The sequence below is a fragment of the Metabacillus herbersteinensis genome, assembly GCF_042433335.1.
Lineage (GTDB): Bacteria > Bacillota > Bacilli > Bacillales > Bacillaceae > Metabacillus > Metabacillus herbersteinensis.
The window spans coordinates 80,964-96,430 of sequence record NZ_JBHLVO010000007.1 but is presented as its reverse complement, the minus strand read 5'-3'; the positions used below and the strand labels follow the sequence as shown (position 1 = coordinate 96,430).

Here is a 15,467-nt window from a genome sequence, read left to right as displayed (position 1 = left end):
AATGTATGTTTATTTTAACAAGGTCTTATTTTTAACTCAAATAAGACGCTCAGGATGAATTAAAGCATGTCTTAGTATATGTTATTGGGCTTGATGTATGAAGGCCTTTTATTCAAAACAAAAACCAAGCTCTTAGCCGGCTTGGTTTATCCAAAGTAGGAATTTGTTATTTTTTTTACGTAATTTTGAGTTTCTTTGAATGGCGGAATTCCACCGTATTTGTCAACGTTTCCTGGACCAGCATTGTACGATGCAAGTGCAAGGGAAACATCATTGTTATATTTAGTCATCATCTGTTTTAAATATTTCGTACCGCCTTCAACATTTTGAGCCGCGTCAAATGGGTTTGAAACACCTAGCGAACGAGCGGTAGCGGGCATTAATTGCATTAAACCCATTGCACCGGCATGACTTTTCGCAGTAGGGTTAAAATTCGACTCTTGCTGAATCACCGAACGAATGAGCTTTTCGTCAATTCTGTATTTACGAGCAGCCTCTGCGATGACGTCATCAATTTTTCCGCCTTTAATTGGAACAGCGTCAGGATTTGCCTTTGGGACTAGCGCAGTAGACATTGTACTTGGAAAAACAGGTAAGGAAGTTGGGTTAAAGGTCTTGTTAATAGAGCCTTTCTCAGATGGCTGAGCAAATGATGCTAGTAGCTCTTGGAAGTTTTCCATTAAATCTGTTGATGTTGAACTGCTTTGGTTGCCTTGTCCTGAAAAGTTTCGAAGGGCTTGTAGTTCTAACATAGCCTTAAATTGATCAATTTTCATAGATGATATATTCAGCTCTTTTCCGAGTGATATTTTTGATCGTAGAATCTGCGAATTTTATTTTTAGTCGGTCGAATAGGTATGCTCAACTCTTTCAAAATTTTTAGAAAGGCTTGCTTCCCTGCTTCTTCCTCTTTTACTTCAAACTCAACTTCATAGTCCTCTACTGATAAATATCGGCTATGATCGAGGACGATTAAGCCTTCTTCGACTTTCTTTTCTGCTCGATCTGTTACAAGAGATCCAAAATAGGTTAATTGGTCAGGTGCAATTCCGAGGCTAACGAGTTGGTCTTTAACGGGTCCATCTAGAATTAAGCCTGTTTTCATCATGTATTTAGCTTCTTCATTTGAAAGGAATTGGTGAGTCTCTAATAAGCCAATGTCTGCAGGTTCTTTTAAAGTTAGTACATAATTGTCTTGTTTTTGTCTAATTCGTAGAGCTGCACCATGATTTTTTAATGAGAAGAGTGGTGTATCAAAGTAATGATTTTCCTGTAATGAAAAGTCACTATTGTGTAAGGTAAAGTGTGTCTTTAATTGGATAAATTCCTCTTTTGTAAGGATATTTTTAAATTCAATTTCGATTTCCTGTGACATTTTTCGAATCCTTTCTAATCGCGAAACTTGCTTCTTACGTTTAAATCTATTATCTCTTGAATATCATGATATCGCAATGTTATCATGTAGTCTTTTTCTATGGTAAAATAATCTTTGAAATGTGAATTGGAAGGAGATTTAGGATGGTAAAGAGAATTGAAATAACAGAAGCAATGTTGAAAGAGCAAAAGTTAGTATTACATACGCAGGATTTCTTAGTTGATGAAAAGGAACTTCAAGCGCGAGGTCAAATGCTAGTGGATTCAAATTCTCTAGCATTTATATATATTTTAGAAAATAACGATGAGTTTGTGTATGTAAGCCTCCCTCATACCATTTGGCCTTCATTAAATGAAGCTAGAATAAGCAATTGTGAAATTGCGCTACTAGTAAATGAAAAGGAACTTATTTTAGTTGATTTACTAACAGAGCTTTCATACCTTCTTGAAAACATACAAGGAAATGCAAATTATGGCGAACAAATGGAAGAAAAGGTTGTTGAGTTGTTTCAATTAGATAAATAGAAAACCAGTGTTCGAAGTAGGTAGGAGTGTGCAGGACCACTAAGAAAGGTGAATGCTCGTACATCCCCAGGCTACGTGCAGTTTCATACAGTTGAAAAGGGGGATTTGGTAAGGCATGAACGACAGACAATGGGATCTATTTTTGGCTCCTTATATCCAAGCAATCGAAGAGTTAAAGGTAAAATTAAGAGGAATACGCTCACAATATGAACTTGAACATTCAAATTCCCCAATTGAATTTGTGACAGGTCGAGTGAAGCCGATCGCAAGCATTCTACATAAAGCTAAACGCAAGGATATACCGATGGGAGAACTAGAAGAAAAAATTCAAGACATCGCTGGGATTCGCATGATGTGTCAGTTTGTTGATGATATTCGAGTGGTCGCTCAAATGCTTCGAAACCGTCATGACTTGGAAATCGTTGAAGAAAGAGATTACATCACAAGTCAAAAAGAAAGTGGCTACCGCTCTTATCATATGGTTGCTGAATATCCAGTTCAAACCGTTTCAGGAAAAAAGAAAATCCTCGTTGAAATCCAGATTCGTACATTAGCAATGAACTTTTGGGCAACAATCGAGCATTCAATTAACTATAAATACAGTGGCAATATTCCTGAAAATATCAAAACTAGATTAAAGCGTGCAGCTGAAGCGGCTTATTCACTCGATGGGGAGATGTCCCTAATTCGCGAAGAAATACAAGAAGCGCAAGCGATTTTCTCAAGAAAAACAGACTCGAAGGAAGAATCTGATTAACAAAAGCGCAAGCGCCTTGTTCAGCCCCTCGAGCTGGATGTGGAAACGCACCCTTCGATAGAAAACAATAATATTTTTAAAACATTAATAAAAAGGGGAGTGGTGTTATGAAATTTGCAATTTCATCAAAAGGCGACCCAGTTTCAAATACACTTATGCAAAAAATGAAATCGTATTTGATTGATTTTCAGTTAGAATATAACGAGGATCAACCAGATATCGTGATATCTGTAGGTGGAGATGGGACACTATTATATGCTTTTCATCGATATCGGAGCAGATTAGATAAAACCGCTTTTATTGGGGTGCATACAGGGCATTTAGGATTTTATGCAGATTGGGTACCCGACGAAATCGAAAAACTCGTGATTGCCATCGCAAAAACACCTTACCAAGTGGTCGAATATCCAATTTTAGAGGTGATTATTCGACATAACGATGGTGGAAGAGAGGCTCGATATTTAGCTTTAAATGAATGTACCGTGAAAGCTATTGAGAACTCGCTCGTAATGGATGTGGAAATAAAAGGACAATCCTTCGAAACCTTCCGTGGAGATGGACTTTGCATTTCAACCCCATCTGGCAGTACAGCCTACAATAAAGCACTTGGGGGTGCCATTTTACATCCTTCTATACGAGCGGTCCAGCTTGCTGAAATGGCTTCAATTAACAATCGAGTGTTCAGAACGATAGGCTCACCACTCATTTTACCCGAACATCATACGTGTTTATTAAAGCCTGTTAACGACGTTGATTTTCAAATCACAATTGACCACCTGACATTACTGCATAAAGACGTGAAGTCGATTCAATGTCGTGTTGCCAAAGAAAATGTGCGTTTTGCAAGATTTAAGCCATTTCCGTTTTGGAAAAGAGTCCGTGACTCCTTTGTAGGAGATTCGAGTAGGTAGTTACGATAGAAGGGGTATAACACTTGAAAGCATTTCAACTTCAATGGAAGATTGCTGAGCAGGATGAAGGTAAGTTTTTACGTGATTATTTAAAAGAAAAGCAAATTTCAAAACGAGCGTTAACTGCTATTAAGTTTAGCGGTGGAGATTTATTTGTTAACAATCAGAGAGTGACAGTGCGCTATACGCTAAAAAAAGACGATGAGCTTACAGTGCTTTTCCCTATGGAAGAACGCGGGCGTGGGCTGACGGCAGAAGAGGTATTCTTTGAAATTGCTTATGAGGATGATCATTGTCTCGTAATTAATAAGCCAGCCTATTTACCGTCGATTCCTTCACGTGAGCATCAAACTGGAACCTTATCACATGGTCTTATTTTTCATTATGACAAAAAGAAAATTCCTTCAACGATTCATATTGTGAATCGTTTAGATAAAGACACATCTGGTTTGATGTTAGTCGCAAAACACCGATTTGCTCATAATTTGTTTTCACTACAGCAAAAAGAGAAGAAGATCAAACGAGTATATGAAGCGGTTGTTCATGGTGTACTTCCTTTAGAAAAAGGGGAAATCTCAGAACCAATTGGCAGAAAAGAAACAAGCATTATTGAGAGGGAAGTTCGCTCAGATGGCCAGCTTGCGATTACTCATTATCAGGTGTTAGATAATTTCGAGAAAAAAACACATGTACAACTCACCTTAGATACAGGAAGAACCCATCAAATACGCGTACATCTTTCACATATTGGACATCCTTTATGTGGCGATACTCTTTATGGTGGAACAAAAGAAGATATTAGCAGGCAAGCACTACATAGCAAAAGCTTAAGCTTTTATCATCCCTTCTTAGAAAGGGAAATGACGTTCAGTGCTAAACTTCCTGAGGATATGAGGGCTTTGTTAAAATGAAATAGATTTTGATGAAGTAGGTGACTCTAAAGTTTGAGTCACCTACTCTTTTATTTCTGTTAGGACATTACAAAATTCTTGTACTGTGGGTAGCGTTTCTGCATCCAGCTCCAGCGCCTAGCTCCTCGAGGTCATAAGTCAATTCTAAATTGAAGGCAAAGAACGCCTTCTATTTAGAATCGCCTTATGCTTGTCGGGGCTGTTCAAGGCGCTTGCGCTTTTGATTCTCTAAATCGTGTTTCTTCATAGGGCATGGTTGAAGCGACAGAAACCATTTCACCTTTTGGGTACCGATAAGCCGTAAGCTTACCACCAAAGACCGCTCCTGTATCAATGTTTACAGTATTCTTAACAATTCTGGGCTCTGTAACAGGTGTATGTCCATAAATAACGAGCGGCTTACCTTGATATTGTTTTGCCCAATCCAATCGCTCAGGAGTTCCATCTGGATTTGTTTTACCGGTAATATCTCCGTACAATACAAACTTTTTGACTCTTTTATGATTTTTGCCAATAAGATCCTCTCGAATGCCAGCATGTGCAACCACTAATCTTTTATTGTCGAGTACTTGATAGAGTGGTGCTTGTTCGTAAAGCCACCTAAACGACTCGCTAACTTTTTTCTGCTCAGAAGAAGAGAGTGCTTGATATTCCGCAACGGTTGTTTCAAGTCCATGTGAAACTTGAACTTTATTTCCTAAAAAGTACCGATACAATTTATTGCAGTGATTTCCAGGTGAGTAATAGCCTTTTTCTTCTTGGATGAGCTTGACAACAACCTTAATAACCTGAATAGATTGTGGTCCCCGATCCGTTAAATCCCCGACAAAAGATAGCTTGTGTCCATCAGGATGAACAGGTAAGCAAGTCTCCCATGAATACCCTAACTCACTAGTTAATCGATACAACTCATCATAGCATCCGTGAACATCTCCAATCACATCAACCTTCATAATTACCACGTGCCTTTGCTTGTTAATTTGTCTCCTCAAGTTGTTTACATAAATGTTTGAGCAAACTGGCGACTTTAATTGATAGACGGCGCTGATGAATGGTATCGGCGCCGCCATTGATTGTATATTGACCACAACGATTGATATATTTGCGACTTTGATCGATATATCGTCTACATTTCTGTTACCATTCTAATCATTAACCTAACTGGACAAAAAACTACTGATTTGTCGCACCTGGTTGGCTAGTTTGGCGAATGTGGTCTGTTTCATAGTTATTTGCACGAGCCTTTTCAACTTTATCATTAAGCAATGCCTTTTGGTCAACTTGTGGTGATGGTGTTTGGTCTTTTTTCGTCATGATTTAGTTCCTCCTTAGATAATAACATCTTTGTTAGTTTGCTTTAACAAGGATGTTTTTATTTGCGCTTAGAGATCACTTTATTTCGTATGCCTTTTCTAAACAAAAAAACGCCCGTAAACGGACGTCTTAATCAAACATATACTTCCTTGTTCTTGACCTAACATTCAGGACAATTCCTATTGCAACCATATAGGTAGCAAGTGAACTACCTCCATAGCTAACAAATGGAAGCGGCAGACCTGTAATAGGTAACAATCCGACTGTCATTCCAACATTCTGGAATACTTGAAAGGTAATCATTCCGATGACACCGGCACATAAGTAACTTCCGAAAGGATCATTGCTTTCTAAGGCAATGTGAATCATTCTGTAGATAAGTAAGAAAAATAAAGATATTACGATACTTCCGCCTAAAAAACCAAATTGCTCAGAAATAATCGCGAAGATAAAGTCAGTGTGGCCTTCAGGTAAATAGACTTCTAAGTTTTGGAAACCTTTTCCGAATAATTCGCCAGAGCCAATAGCTAGTAAGGATTTAATGAGCTGGAATCCTTGTTCACTAGAATACTCATAAGGATTAAGCCAGCCATAAAAACGATTAAGCTGATATTCTTGCAGAATGTGATCGTTAAAGAATTTAGGAAATCGGAAATAGATAAATACTAATGTAGTTACAGCCAGTAATGCTGTTAATACAAAGGTTAAAAGAATTTTCCATTTTACCCCTGAAACGAGGACTAAGGCTACGATAATTGAACAAAAAACCATTGTCATTCCCATATCTGGTTGAAGCGCTAATAACAAAATTGGTGGTGCAGATGTCGCAGCAATTTTCCCTAACAATAAGAAGTCATCTTGTACTGAATTATTTGGGTATTTCTCTCGGTGGTCTGTAATAATTTTACTTAGAACAATAATCATGAAAATTTTCATCAATTCTGAAGGTTGAAAACTAATTCCACCAGGAAGTGAGTACCAACTTTTTGCACCTTTTGTAATTGGAGCAATGGATTCCGGTGCAATTTTCACTCCAATTAATAGGAGCATGCCAAACCCGTATAAATACCAAGATAGCTGCTTAAAGCGATCAAAATCAATAACCATCGTACAGATCACGGCAATAATTCCAATCACATACCATTGAAGCTGCTGTGCAACAAAGTTTATACTTTGTAATTTTTCGGGTAGAGTAGCTTGTGCACTATATATGGCAATTGCACTTACAATCGCCATTAAAAACATGATAAAAATCAGTGTATAATCGAGTTGTTGTTGTGGGGATTTATCTGTAGTCATTGCGGATCCCTTTCTATCTTTAAACTTGAATAAACTAATATTCCATTTTTATTTATGAGATAATGGAATATGTTGAACTGGGATTCCGTTTCTGAATCCAGCTCCAGCGCCTAGACCCTCGAGGTCATAAGACGATTATAAATTGAAGGAAACAACGCCTTCTATTTATAATCGTCTTATGCTTGTCGGGTCTGAACAAGGCGCTTGCGCTTTTTTACTACCGTAAATAATCTTAGCGAATTTTTATGAATTTGCAAATGATCCATTTGGATTACTGTGTGACATGGTGAATTTTTTATGAATAAAACCATTTTGAGATGGTAAAATGTATACACTAACTAACGATTACACGAATAATAAAGTAAAGTTCTTCTAGCGAACATTTTACACTACATACCTTAAAGATGTAAGAGATAATTATTGTCACCTGAGAAGGGAGGATCCTAAAATGTCAGACGAAAGAGAAAAAGTGGAGCTTGAGGAAGAGGTATTAATTGCTGCGCTTATAAACAAAGATATCGATGCATTTCGTTCAATCTTTCTTGAGCAACATCCTTATGACCAGGCAAAGTTTTTTGTTAAGCTGGAACAGGATGCGAGAACGTCGATTTATCATTTTTTATCATCAGAAGAAATGGCAACGCTTTTTGAAAACATCGAGGACGAAGATGATCAGTATGTAACGTACATGTCTGAAATGGATCCTACATTTGCAGCAGATATGCTTGCCCACATGTATGCGGATGACGCGGTTGATGTTTTAAATGAGCTTGAAAAAGACCAAGTCGCAAGTTTCCTGACGATCATGGACGATGATGCTGCAGAGGAAATTCGCGAATTGCTTCATTATGAAGAATATACAGCTGGTAGTATTATGACCACTGAGTATATTTCGATCCATGCTCATCAAACCGTTCGTTCTGCGATGCAAATTTTGAAAAAAGAAGCACCTAATGCTGAAACCATTTACTATGTCTATGTAATAGATGAAAGCAAAAAGCTCGTTGGCGTTGTTTCGCTAAGAGATTTAATCATCTCTAACGATGACACGATGATCACTGAAATTATGAATGAGCGTGTTTATTCTGTTAGTGTCGCTGAGGATCAAGAAGAAGTGGCGCGGAAGATGAAGGATTATAACTTCCTAGCCGTTCCAGTTGTTGATTTTCAGGAACATTTACTTGGAATTATTACGGTGGATGATATTGTCGATGTTATTGATGAAGAAGCAAGTGATGATTATTCTAAATTTGCGGCTATTTCGGATGTTGATTCTAGTGACCGTGGCTCTTTTTCGGCAGCAAAGAAGAGACTTCCTTGGCTGATTATTTTATTATTTCTTGGTATGATGACCGCGAGTTTAATTGGTCGATTTGAGGAGACCCTCGATCAGGTGGCAATTTTAGCTGTGTTTATCCCGTTAATTGCCGGAATGGCAGGGAATACTGGAACACAGGCACTTGCTGTTGCGATCCGTCGTATTGCCATTGGAGACTCCGCAGATGAAAGTAAGTGGAAAATGATTGCGACAGAGGCGGGAACAGGCCTAATTACAGGGACAATTTGTGGCGTCGTAGTAACCTTTGTGGTGTTTTTTTGGCATAATAATTTCATTCTCGGTCTTTTAGTCGGAATATCTATTTTGGCAACATTAATTGTAGCAACAATTGCAGGTGCGTTTATTCCGCTTATTATGCATCGATTAAAAGTTGATCCAGCAGTGGCATCAGGACCTTTTATTACAACGATTAATGACATTTTAAGTATTTTAATTTATTTAGGAATGGCCACAATGTTTATGAAGTATTTGCTGTAGTTAAAAATAAGGAGGGTTTCCATGCACGGTGCATCTGTTACATCATTAGTAATCGTTATTCTTATCGCATTTATAACCCCTATTATTTTACATAGATTGAAACTAAACTTTATGCCGGTCGTTGTTGCTGAAATTATCATGGGAATTATAATTGGTCAAAGTGGTTTTAATCTAGTTGAGCAAGATATGTGGCTAGAAACGCTCTCAATGTTGGGCTTTATTTTTCTTATGTTTTTAAGTGGGCTTGAAATTGATTTCACAGTATTTGCAAGCGGGAAGAAAAAAGAAAAGCTACCGTCTGGAAAAGACGTTCCAAACACCTTTTTCGTTTCTTCCGTCATCTTTCTTGGGATTTTCATTCTTTCATTGGCATTGTCCTATCTATTTGTCTTACTTGGATTTATAGAAAACGCATTTTTAATGACCCTAATTATTTCGACCATTTCACTGGGAGTCGTCGTCCCAACTTTAAAAGATGCTCAAATTATGAAATCGAACATTGGGCAGATTATTTTACTAGTTGCAGTAATTGCTGATTTAGTGACGATGATTTTACTCGCTTTTTTTGCTTCGATTTATGGTGAAGGAACTAACATGTGGTTATTATTAATTCTGTTTGCAGCCGGAATCGTTTTATATTTCGTAGGTAAAGGCTTTAAAAATCGTTCGTTTATTGAAACGATGTCTAAAGGTACCGTTCAAATTGGAACGCGAGCTGTTTTTACGTTAATTATTTTATTAGTAGCAATTTCTGAAACAATTGGTGCAGAAAGCATTCTTGGTGCCTTTCTGGCAGGAGTATTGGTGTCACTGCTGTCACCAAATAAAGAGATGGTTCAAAAGCTTGATTCTTTTGGATATGGGTTTCTAATTCCGATTTTCTTTGTAATGGTTGGTGTTGAGTTAGACATATGGGCACTTTTTAAAGATCCACAAATCGTGATATTAATACCGTTATTGTTTATCGCATTGCTTATTTCCAAAATTGTTCCTATTCTTTTCTTAAAGCGTTATTACGATTTAAAAACAACACTCGCAGCAGGCTTTTTATTAACATCAACTTTATCGCTCGTCATTGCAGCGGCAACAATTGGAGAACGGATGGAAGTGATTACATCCGAAATGTCTGGAGCACTGATTCTCGTCGCAGTGATAACCAGTATTGTGACACCAATTTTCTTTAAAAAGCTTTTTCCAAAACAAGTGTCAACTCGACCTAAATTAAACGTAGCATTCATCGGTGCGAATCAAATAACACTGCCAGTTACACGTGAGTTAAGTGCCAAGCTGTATGATACCACTCTATTTCACACACAGCAGGACAAGATTGATAAGCAAATCGCAGAATCACTATTCAAAATCATTGAAATTGACAACTTCGATTTTGAAACGTTGAAGGAGCAGAATGTTTTCGATGTAGATATTCTTGTTGTAGCAACAGGTGATGAAGAGCGAAACGCTGAAATAGCTCTTTTTGCAAAGCAACTAGAGGTCGAGCGTGTGATTGCAACTGTATCCTCACCAGAGCTAGATGAAAAAATGAGGGAGCACGAAATTGATGTGTTCTCGGTTCTTCTTTCAACCAAAACGTTGCTTCGCGCATTAATTGAAGCACCAAGTGTGATGAGTATTCTCACCAATCAAGAAACTTCACTTTTTCAAATTAATATGAACACTACTAAATACGACGGCATTCATTTACGAAAGTTTCCGTTCACTGGAGATGTCATTTTTGTTCGTATTTTTAGAGGGAAAGATTCGATTGTGCCACATGGAGATACGGAGCTCCGAACTGGAGATCGGTTAATTGTTACAGGTTCAAAGGAATATGTAGATGAGTTAAAGCGCGAGTTAGAACTAAACTAAAAATTAAAAAATCTTTTTACTTGAAAGATAAACTACGTTTGGTATGATGGAGTATATAAAGTTCTTTTATTAAAAATTATCAACTAAAATATGCGATACTGCTAGGGGAGCCCTTATGAGAAGGGCTGAGATTAGAGTGTGCCCTCTAAAAACCCTTGGAACCTGATCTGGTTGAACGCCAGCGTAGGGAAGTGGGTACTTGAGTGCAAAAGTTAAATCTTCCTTGCATACAATACCACTTTCCTATCTCTGGAGAGTGGTTTTTTTGTATTTTTAAAACTAGGGAGGTAATTAAATGTCTTTTTCACAAGAATGTAGAATGTATTCAAACAAGTGGTGGGAAGCAAGCTTTAAACATCCGTTTGTAACAGGAATTGGTGATGGGAGCTTACCGACTGAAAACTTCCGCTATTATGTGTTACAGGATTCTTATTATTTAGCACAATTTGCAAAGGTTCAATCATTTGCAGCAGGCCTTTCAGAGGAATTACATACAACCTATCGAATGGCTGTTCATGCTCAAGGTACATATGAAGCAGAGCTTGGTCTCCACCAGAAGTTTTCAGAGATGCTGCAGATTACCGATGATGACCGGTTAACATTTAAGGCAGCACCAACAGCGTATGCCTATACATCACACTTATACCGAGCAGTTATGACCGGACAACTGGGAGATATCATCGCGGCCATCTTACCATGTTATTGGCTATATCTCGAAGTGGGAGAATTTTTAAAAGAATGTCAGCCAAAAGAGCCCGTTTATCAGCAATGGATTGCTGCATACAACGGAGAATGGTTTAAAGAGTTAGTAGATGAGCAGATTCGGAGATTAGATGAATTAGCAGAAAAAGCAACCCCTGAGCAGCGCGAACGAATGAAAGAGCAATTCTTGATTAGTAGCTATTATGAATACTATTTCTGGGAAATGGCCTATAGTCTCGAAGGATGGAATGAAAAACCTGCAGTTATTAGTAGTAGGTGAGTACAATAAATATTCATATTGTAACAGATGGAAAAAAAGACGTAAAACAACTGATACACATTCTAACCGCGATACACACTGAAGTAGAAACCATCCAAATTAGAGAAAAAACAAAAACAGCTGCTGAGCTAATCGGGCTTGTAAACGGTTTAGTTAAAGAAGGTGTCCCAAAGAATAAGCTAATCATTAACGACCGAGTCGATGTAGCTTTGTTGTGTGAGATACCAACTGTCCATTTACCAGGTCATAGCTTTGCGGTTGATCAGTTGAAAGCACACTTTCCGCATTTAAGAGTGGGTTGTTCGGTTCATACTTTAGTAGAAGCGAAAAAGGCAGAAGACCAAGGTGCAGATTACCTTATTTTTGGTCACGTATTCCAAACAACTTCTAAAGCAAACCTTCCGGCTAGGGGGATCGGGCAGCTTGATAAGATTTGTAGATCAACTGACATTCCGGTTATCGCAATCGGTGGGGTTAGCCCGTCTACAATTTCACATCTAAAAAAAGTCAAACCACATGGCTGTGCGGTTATGTCCTATGTTTTAGATCATCAGAATCCTCTCGAAGCTGTACGAGAAATAAAACGAAACATACAGGAGGGGTACGATGAAACGTCACTTTGATGTAGCAATTGTAGGAGGAGGTATTATTGGCTCCTCCATTGCCTATTATCTTGCAAAAGAAGGAATTTCGGTTCTTATGCTCGAACGTGACAAAGTAGCAAGTGGAGCAACAAGTGCGGCTGCTGGGATGCTAGGAGCACAAGCGGAGTTAGAAGAGAACGATGCTTTTTTTCGATTTGCAAAAGAAAGTCAAACACAATACGTTTCTTTGAATGAGGAATTACGCAAACACTCAGGCGTTGACATTCAGCTTGTGAACAATGGGATGTATAAAGTAGCCTTAACTGACAATGAAGCAGTTTCTTTAAAGCAAATGGCTGCTGCCTCTATAGAAATGGATTGGCATTCACGAGATGAAGTTAACTTTCTAGAACCTCATATCGCTAATAATATTAAAGGAGGCCTCCATATACCTAGTGATGGTCACGTCTCCCCAATTCATCTATGTACGGCTTTTTCAAAATCAGCTAGCTTACTTGGAGCAAGTTTATTAGAACATACATCGGTTCATGCTGTGGAAAGAAACAGTCCTAGTGATTACACAGTAAAAACATCTGCAGGAGATTTCCATTGTCAATCTGTGGTAATAACAAATGGGACGTGGAGTGGGTATTTTTTAAACCAATTGGGGCTAGACAATGACATCGTCCCAGTAAAAGGAGAATGTTTGTCGGTTACAAGCCGTGAAGTGTATTTAAGTTCGACGATCTTTCATAACCACTGCTATGTCGTTCCAAAAGGAGATGGACGATTTGTTGTTGGAGCGACGATGGTACCTGACGATTGGAGTATGCAACCAACAGTAGGTGGAATACATTCATTAATTGAGAAAATCAGACCTGTTTTCCCTAAAATTGATAGCTGTAATTTTCAAGAATCATGGGCAGGTTTAAGACCACAAACTCGTGATGGTCGGCCGTATATTGGTAGGCATCCGAGTGATGAAAACCTTTATTTTGCAACGGGACATTATCGAAATGGAATTTTGTTAGCTCCACAAACCGGGATTTTGATTCGCGATCTCATCATGAAAAAAAGGATAAAGTCTGAATACATAGAGGCATTCCGTGTAGATCGACTTCTTGAGGTGAAAGCATGAATATTAGAGTAAACGGGGAAAAAATTGAATTAAGTTCAACTGTAAAGGTAATCGAAGACTTGCTGGTATTTTTTGAACTACAAGAACGATTAGTCATTGTTGAACAAAACAGAGAAATTGTTACAAAAGAAGAATATCAATCGACGAAGCTTGGTGACGGTGATGAAATTGAGCTTGTTCATTTTGTTGGAGGAGGATAATGAGTATGTTAAAAATTGCAGACAAAACGTTTCAATCACGACTTTTATTAGGAACAGGTAAATACCCAACATTTGAAATTCAAAAAGAGGCTGTTAATCAATCTGAGTCAGAAATTTTAACATTTTCTGTCCGAAGAATGAATGTATTTGAGTCTTCACAGCCTAATTTTCTAGAGCAATTAGATCTTTCTAAGTATACTTTACTACCGAATACAGCGGGTGCAAGCACAGCAGAGGAAGCGGTTCGGGTTGCAAGGCTTGCCAAAGCATCAGGGTTGTGCGATATGATAAAGGTTGAAGTAATTGGGTGTAGTAAGACGTTATTACCTGATCCAGTTGAAACACTTAAAGCAAGTGAGATGTTGCTTGAGGAAGGATTCATCGTGTTACCTTATACGTCAGATGATGTTGTTCTGGCTCGTAAATTAGAGGAACTTGGAGTTCATGCCATTATGCCTGGTGCATCACCGATCGGCTCAGGTCAAGGAATTATCAATGAGACGAATCTGAGGTTTATTATTGAGCAAGCTAAAGTGCCCGTTATTGTCGATGCAGGAATTGGATCACCTGCTGATGCAGCATTTGCAATGGAATTAGGTGCTGATGGTGTCTTATTAAATACTGCGGTGGCATCTGCAAAAGATCCTGTGAAAATGGCTATTGCGATGAAACTTGCGATTCTATCGGGTAGACTAGGATATGAAGCGGGAAGAATTCCTAAAAAACAATATGCGACTGCGAGTAGTCCAATCGAGGGAATGATCACTAGTTAATGGAACGGTACTCACGACAAACGCTATTTTCGCCAATCGGAGAAACAGGTCAAGAAAAATTACGAAACAAACATGTATTTGTCTTAGGAGCTGGTGCACTTGGGACTGCGAATGCAGAAATGCTTGTAAGAGCAGGTGTAGGGGAGCTAACAATCGTCGATCGCGATTACGTTGAATGGAGTAATCTGCAAAGGCAGCAACTTTATATTGAACAGGATGCAAAGGATCGAATTCCAAAAGCAATTGCTGCAAAAAAACGTTTAACTGAAATTAATTCAGAAGTGAAAATAAATGCTTATATAGAGGATGTTACCGCAGCGAATATCGAGTCATGGCTTAAAGGTGTTTCTGTGCTAATTGATGCAACCGATAATTTTGAAACACGTCTGCTCATGAATGATGCAGCACTGAAGCACCGTATTCCTTGGATTTACGGAGGATGTGTTGGAAGCTATGGTCTATCTTTTACGATTATTCCAAACAAAACGCCATGCTTACACTGTCTACTTAAACATCTGCCATTTGATGGGATGACCTGTGATACTGTGGGAGTGATCTCACCAGCAATTACAATGGTCTCAGCACATCAAACAACAGAAGCACTCAAGTTGTTAGTTGAAGATGAGAAAAATGTCCGTAGCAAATTAGTTTCATTTGATTTATGGAAGAATCAGTATTCATCAATCAATATGGAACGTTTAAAAAATGACGAATGCCCATCCTGCGGCACATCTCCAATTTATCCATACTTAACGGCTGAAAAATCAACAAAAGCTGCTGTATTATGTGGAAGAGATACGGTTCAGCTTCGCCCTGCGGAAGGACAATCAATCACACTTAAACGAATTGCAGAACGGGTAAAACCACTTGCTGATTCATATCTAGAAAATCCATTTCTACTTTCGTTTACAGTGGGAAGTCATCGAATTGTTCTATTCCAAGACGGACGTGCCCTTATTCATGGAACAAAGGATATAAAAGAAGCAAAAACGATTTATCATCGATATATTGGATAGA

17 protein-coding genes and 1 riboswitch are annotated in these 15,467 nt (G+C 38.3%); of the genes, 12 read left to right on the top strand and 5 right to left on the bottom strand.

Annotated features, from left to right (window positions below; translation table 11 throughout):
• Nucleotides 1-146: 146 nt before the first annotated feature.
• Nucleotides 147-776 (bottom strand): lytic transglycosylase domain-containing protein, encoded by a 630-nt coding sequence (locus ACFFIX_RS10975; protein WP_378933806.1) that lies wholly within the window; start codon nt 774-776, stop codon nt 147-149.
• A gap of 11 nt (nt 777-787) precedes the next feature.
• The gene (locus ACFFIX_RS10970) at nt 788-1,375 is read right to left on the bottom strand and encodes a CYTH domain-containing protein (protein ID WP_378933804.1); all 588 of its coding nucleotides are present in this window, start codon (nt 1,373-1,375) and stop codon (nt 788-790) included.
• A gap of 143 nt (nt 1,376-1,518) precedes the next feature.
• Between ACFFIX_RS10970 and ACFFIX_RS10965 the strand changes: the two genes are divergently transcribed.
• The 4 genes from ACFFIX_RS10965 (at nt 1,519) to ACFFIX_RS10950 (ending at nt 4,478) form a co-directional block, all read left to right on the top strand.
• Nucleotides 1,519-1,899 carry a UPF0738 family protein gene (locus ACFFIX_RS10965; protein ID WP_378933802.1) on the top strand — a complete coding sequence of 127 codons (381 nt, stop codon included), beginning with the start codon at nt 1,519-1,521 and terminating at the stop codon, nt 1,897-1,899.
• A gap of 115 nt (nt 1,900-2,014) precedes the next feature.
• A complete protein-coding gene (gene yjbM, locus ACFFIX_RS10960; RefSeq protein WP_378933800.1) occupies nt 2,015-2,656 on the top strand; it encodes a GTP diphosphokinase in 642 nt (213 codons plus the stop codon).
• A gap of 107 nt (nt 2,657-2,763) precedes the next feature.
• A complete protein-coding gene (locus ACFFIX_RS10955; RefSeq protein WP_378933798.1) occupies nt 2,764-3,567 on the top strand; it encodes an NAD kinase in 804 nt (267 codons plus the stop codon).
• 23 nt (nt 3,568-3,590) lie between these two features.
• Nucleotides 3,591-4,478 carry an RluA family pseudouridine synthase gene (locus tag ACFFIX_RS10950; RefSeq protein ID WP_378933796.1) on the top strand — a complete coding sequence of 296 codons (888 nt, stop codon included), beginning with the start codon at nt 3,591-3,593 and terminating at the stop codon, nt 4,476-4,478.
• Nucleotides 4,479-4,681: 203 nt separating this feature from the next.
• On the opposite strand, the gene prpE is transcribed toward ACFFIX_RS10950, so the two are convergent.
• The 3 genes from prpE to ACFFIX_RS10935 form a co-directional block, all read right to left on the bottom strand.
• Nucleotides 4,682-5,431 (bottom strand): bis(5'-nucleosyl)-tetraphosphatase PrpE, encoded by a 750-nt coding sequence (prpE, locus tag ACFFIX_RS10945; protein WP_378933941.1) that lies wholly within the window; start codon nt 5,429-5,431, stop codon nt 4,682-4,684.
• Nucleotides 5,432-5,651: 220 nt separating this feature from the next.
• Nucleotides 5,652-5,792 carry a hypothetical protein gene (locus ACFFIX_RS10940; protein ID WP_378933794.1) on the bottom strand — a complete coding sequence of 47 codons (141 nt, stop codon included), beginning with the start codon at nt 5,790-5,792 and terminating at the stop codon, nt 5,652-5,654.
• 129 nt (nt 5,793-5,921) lie between these two features.
• On the bottom strand, nt 5,922-7,091 hold the full coding sequence (locus ACFFIX_RS10935) for an FtsW/RodA/SpoVE family cell cycle protein (RefSeq protein WP_378933792.1): 1,170 nt from the start codon (nt 7,089-7,091) through the stop codon (nt 5,922-5,924).
• Nucleotides 7,092-7,539: 448 nt separating this feature from the next.
• Between ACFFIX_RS10935 and mgtE the strand changes: the two genes are divergently transcribed.
• From mgtE to ACFFIX_RS10895, 8 genes are all read left to right on the top strand, one after another.
• Nucleotides 7,540-8,907 carry a magnesium transporter gene (mgtE, locus tag ACFFIX_RS10930; RefSeq protein WP_378933790.1) on the top strand — a complete coding sequence of 456 codons (1,368 nt, stop codon included), beginning with the start codon at nt 7,540-7,542 and terminating at the stop codon, nt 8,905-8,907.
• Between the two features lie 21 nt (nt 8,908-8,928).
• On the top strand, nt 8,929-10,773 hold the full coding sequence (locus ACFFIX_RS10925; RefSeq protein WP_378933788.1) for a monovalent cation:proton antiporter family protein: 1,845 nt from the start codon (nt 8,929-8,931) through the stop codon (nt 10,771-10,773).
• A gap of 93 nt (nt 10,774-10,866) precedes the next feature.
• Nucleotides 10,867-10,980: riboswitch (TPP riboswitch) on the top strand.
• A gap of 88 nt (nt 10,981-11,068) precedes the next feature.
• Nucleotides 11,069-11,755: a thiaminase II gene (gene tenA, locus ACFFIX_RS10920; RefSeq protein WP_378933786.1), complete on the top strand. Its 687-nt coding sequence runs from the start codon at nt 11,069-11,071 to the stop codon at nt 11,753-11,755.
• Nucleotides 11,752-12,378, top strand: a complete 627-nt coding sequence (locus tag ACFFIX_RS10915; protein ID WP_378933783.1) for a thiamine phosphate synthase — start codon at nt 11,752-11,754, stop codon at nt 12,376-12,378. The genes tenA and ACFFIX_RS10915 overlap by 4 nt, the downstream gene beginning before the upstream one ends.
• Nucleotides 12,362-13,477, top strand: coding sequence for a glycine oxidase ThiO (thiO, locus tag ACFFIX_RS10910; RefSeq protein ID WP_378933781.1), 1,116 nt, complete (start codon nt 12,362-12,364; stop codon nt 13,475-13,477). The genes ACFFIX_RS10915 and thiO overlap by 17 nt, the downstream gene beginning before the upstream one ends.
• Nucleotides 13,474-13,677, top strand: a complete 204-nt coding sequence (thiS, locus tag ACFFIX_RS10905; protein ID WP_378933779.1) for a sulfur carrier protein ThiS — start codon at nt 13,474-13,476, stop codon at nt 13,675-13,677. Before thiO ends, thiS begins: the two co-directional genes overlap by 4 nt.
• Nucleotides 13,677-14,450: a thiazole synthase gene (locus ACFFIX_RS10900; RefSeq protein ID WP_378933777.1), complete on the top strand. Its 774-nt coding sequence runs from the start codon at nt 13,677-13,679 to the stop codon at nt 14,448-14,450. Before thiS ends, ACFFIX_RS10900 begins: the two co-directional genes overlap by 1 nt.
• Nucleotides 14,450-15,466, top strand: coding sequence for a thiazole biosynthesis adenylyltransferase ThiF (locus ACFFIX_RS10895; protein ID WP_378933775.1), 1,017 nt, complete (start codon nt 14,450-14,452; stop codon nt 15,464-15,466). The genes ACFFIX_RS10900 and ACFFIX_RS10895 overlap by 1 nt, the downstream gene beginning before the upstream one ends.
• The last annotated feature ends 1 nt before the right edge of the window (nt 15,467 follow it).

Coding starts and splice junctions, on each gene's coding strand:
- thiO (WP_378933781.1), top strand. CDS start 12,362: ATGAAACGTCACTTTGATGTAGCAATTGTAGGAGGAGGTATTATTGGC.
- prpE (WP_378933941.1), bottom strand. CDS start 5,431: ATGAAGGTTGATGTGATTGGAGATGTTCACGGATGCTATGATGAGTTG.
- ACFFIX_RS10900 (WP_378933777.1), top strand. CDS start 13,677: ATGAGTATGTTAAAAATTGCAGACAAAACGTTTCAATCACGACTTTTA.
- ACFFIX_RS10940 (WP_378933794.1), bottom strand. CDS start 5,792: ATGACGAAAAAAGACCAAACACCATCACCACAAGTTGACCAAAAGGCA.
- ACFFIX_RS10970 (WP_378933804.1), bottom strand. CDS start 1,375: ATGTCACAGGAAATCGAAATTGAATTTAAAAATATCCTTACAAAAGAG.
- tenA (WP_378933786.1), top strand. CDS start 11,069: ATGTCTTTTTCACAAGAATGTAGAATGTATTCAAACAAGTGGTGGGAA.
- ACFFIX_RS10895 (WP_378933775.1), top strand. CDS start 14,450: ATGGAACGGTACTCACGACAAACGCTATTTTCGCCAATCGGAGAAACA.
- ACFFIX_RS10935 (WP_378933792.1), bottom strand. CDS start 7,091: ATGACTACAGATAAATCCCCACAACAACAACTCGATTATACACTGATT.
- thiS (WP_378933779.1), top strand. CDS start 13,474: ATGAATATTAGAGTAAACGGGGAAAAAATTGAATTAAGTTCAACTGTA.
- mgtE (WP_378933790.1), top strand. CDS start 7,540: ATGTCAGACGAAAGAGAAAAAGTGGAGCTTGAGGAAGAGGTATTAATT.
- ACFFIX_RS10925 (WP_378933788.1), top strand. CDS start 8,929: ATGCACGGTGCATCTGTTACATCATTAGTAATCGTTATTCTTATCGCA.
- ACFFIX_RS10975 (WP_378933806.1), bottom strand. CDS start 776: ATGAAAATTGATCAATTTAAGGCTATGTTAGAACTACAAGCCCTTCGA.
- ACFFIX_RS10955 (WP_378933798.1), top strand. CDS start 2,764: ATGAAATTTGCAATTTCATCAAAAGGCGACCCAGTTTCAAATACACTT.
- yjbM (WP_378933800.1), top strand. CDS start 2,015: ATGAACGACAGACAATGGGATCTATTTTTGGCTCCTTATATCCAAGCA.
- ACFFIX_RS10965 (WP_378933802.1), top strand. CDS start 1,519: ATGGTAAAGAGAATTGAAATAACAGAAGCAATGTTGAAAGAGCAAAAG.